Below are 2,810 nucleotides of genomic sequence, written 5' to 3'. Positions count from 1 at the left end.
GGCGGCACGAGCCCCACCGTCCCCGCACCAGATCTGGTCGTGCACGTCGTCGGCGCGGTCCATGCCCCCGGCCTGGTGACGGTGCCGCGTGGTTCTCGCGTGGCCGACGCGGTCGCGGAGGCCGGCGGCCCCACGGACGCGGCGGACCTGGCCGCCCTCAACCTCGCCCGGGAGGTCCTCGACGGTGAGCAGCTCCGGGTGCCCGTTCCCGGTGAGGTCGTCGAGCCCGGACCGGAGGTCGCCGGCCCGGGCGCGCCCGTCTCCGGGACGCTCGTCGACGTCAACCGTGCCGACGTGAGCGTCCTCGAGACCCTCCCGGGGATCGGTCCGGTGATGGCCGCCAGGATCGTCGAGCACCGCACCGCGCGGCCGTTCACCTCCGTGGACGAGCTCATCGAGGTCACCGGAATCGGCCCGAAGGTCCTCGCGGGCATACGCGACCTGGTGACGGTCTGACCGTGCGCCGCTCCGGGAACGCGCCTGGACCGGACCTGCGCCTGGTTCCGGCCGCCGTCGCGGCTTGGGGAGCGGCGGCTGTCGCGGTCGCAGGCAACCCCCAAAGTGTCCGCACGGCCACGGTGATCGCCGCCGTGCTCGTGATCCTGACCGGTGCGTGGATCGTGACGACCGGTCGCCGACGCGCCCGGGTCCGCGCCGGGACCGTCCTTGCCACCGCCTGGCTCGCCCTGGTCGCCGCCGCGGTCGCCCTCGCCTCGACCGCCGCCGGTCTCACGGTGCGGCACGCCGGCGGGCTCCAGGACCTCGTCACCGACGCGTCGGTGGTCTCCATGACCGGCGTGGTGCGGACCGAGCCCAGCGTCGTCGACCGTGGCACCGCGACGGTGGCCCTCGCGGCGGACACGCTGACCCACCGCGGCCGCACGACCCGGTCGCACGTCACTGTGGAGGTGCGTGGCGGTACCGACGTCGCTCACCTCGACCCGGGCGCGCGGGTCCAGGTGAGCGGTCAGCTGTCCGCCCCGTGGCGACCGTACGACCACGCTGCCCGGCTGACGGCCTCGACCGTGCAGCCCCTCGGACCGGCGGGCCCCGTGGACCGTGTGGTGCTCACGGTCCGCACCGGGCTGCGCGAAGCGACCGACGGCCTGCACCCCGATGCCCGTGCCCTGGTCGTCGGCGCCACCCTCGGTGACACCCGGACGGTGCCGCCGGACCTCGCCGAGGCGATGCGGACCGTGAGCCTCACGCACGTGACCGCCGTCTCCGGCGCGCACCTGGCCGTGGTGACCGCGACCGCCATGGCTCTGACCTCGTGGCTGCGCACTCCCGTGCGGGTGGTGCTCTGCGCGTCGGCGCTCACCGGGTTCGTCGTGCTCGTCGGGCCGCAACCAAGCGTGCTGCGGGCGGGTTCGATGGCTGCGGTGATGCTCGTCGGGCTCCTGGTCGGGCGGCCGTCGAAGGCGGTTCCCGCGCTCGCCACGGCGGCGCTGGTGCTGGTGGTCGTCGACCCCTGGATGTCCCGGTCGTTCGGCTTCGTCCTGTCCGTGCTCGCCACGGCGTCGATCGTCATGCTGGCGCCGGTGCTCTCCAGGGCAGCCCCGTCCGTGGTTCCGGGCCCGCTGCGCGACGTGCTCGCCGTGCCGGTCGCGGCGCAGCTGGCCTGCCAACCGGTGCTGGTGCTGCTGCAGCCCGCGCTGGGTCTGTACGCCGTGCCCGCCAACGTGCTCGCCGTCCCTGCCCTGCTGCCCACGACCCTCCTGGGCCTGGTGACGGCCCTGGTCGCCCCGTGGGCCCCTGGTGCGGCGGCCGTGATCGCTCACGGTGCGGGCGCCGGCGCGTGGTGGATCGCGACGGTCGCGAGGTTCTTCGCGGGCCTGCCGGGCGCGTTGATCCCCTGGCCCGGGGGAGCGGTGGGTGCGGCGCTCCTCGCACTGCCGACGGTGATGCTGGTCGGCTGGGTGACCGAGTGCGCACACCGCCGGGACCGTTGACCACCGGTCGGCGCAGCCGTGGGATGCTGACGCCATGACCCCACCGCGAACCTCGGCCCGTGGGTCCGCACGGGGGACGTCCCGGGGGAGCTCCGGGGTCTCGTGGAAGGACGTCGAACCCGCGCCCGTCGTGCTCGTCATGGGCTCCGAGGCGCTCCTGGCCGAGCGTGCCGTGGAGCGCGTCCTGGCGCGAGCCCGTCAAGAGGACCCCGCCGTCGAAGTCACCCGTCTGTCCGCACCGGGCTACGAGGCCGGCACGCTCGGCGTGGCGGCCAGCCCGTCGTTGTTCGACGAGGCCCGTGTCGTCGTGGTCGACGACCTTCATCAGGGCACCGACGCCGCCTTCGCCGACGCCGTGGCCTACGCGGGTGCTCCCGCACCCGACGTGGTGCTGGTTCTGCGCCACGGCGGCGGGGTCCGGGGACGCAAGTACCTGGACGCGTTGCGCGCCGCGGGGGCGGTGGCCGTGGTCTGCGACCCGATCAAGCGTGACGCGGACAAGGCCGCGTTCGTCGCCGACGAGGTCGCGCGAGCCGGCCGGCGTGCCGACCAGGGCGCCGTCCGGGCCCTGGTCGAGGCCTACGGGTCGGACCTGCGGGAGCTCGCGGCGGCGTGCCAGCAGCTGGTCGCCGACACCTCGGGCGTCCTCACCGCTGCCACGGTCGCCAGCTACCACGGAGGGCGGGTCGAGGCCACGGGGTTCCGGGTCGCCGACGCCGCCACTGCTGGGCGTGCCGGTGAGGCGGTCGCGCTGCTGCGTCATGCCCTCGCCACCGGGACCGACCCCGTGCCCCTGGTGGCGGCGCTGGCGGTCAAGCTGCGGACGCTCGCGAAGGTCGCGGCCGCCCGTGGGCGTGG

Annotated in this window: 3 protein-coding genes; all 3 read left to right on the top strand. The window is 75.3% G+C overall.

Annotated elements, in window-relative coordinates; translation table 11 throughout:
• Positions 1 to 456: ComEA family DNA-binding protein (locus N869_RS14145; RefSeq protein ID WP_035062651.1), on the top strand; the 456-nt coding region annotated here is incomplete at its 5' end.
• A gap of 2 nt (positions 457 to 458) precedes the next feature.
• Complete coding sequence (locus tag N869_RS14140) at positions 459 to 1,952, top strand: ComEC/Rec2 family competence protein (protein WP_084137229.1); 1,494 nt, start codon at positions 459 to 461, stop codon at positions 1,950 to 1,952.
• Positions 1,953 to 1,986: 34 nt separating this feature from the next.
• Positions 1,987 to 2,810 (top strand): DNA polymerase III subunit delta (gene holA, locus N869_RS17485; RefSeq protein WP_035062649.1); only part of this gene is annotated, 824 nt, incomplete at its 3' end.

It is taken from the genome of Cellulomonas bogoriensis 69B4 = DSM 16987 (assembly GCF_000767165.1).
Classification (GTDB): Bacteria; Actinomycetota; Actinomycetes; order Actinomycetales; family Cellulomonadaceae; genus Actinotalea; species Actinotalea bogoriensis.
Note: the sequence above shows the minus strand (reverse complement) of the source record. Positions and strands in the feature narration are given on the sequence as shown.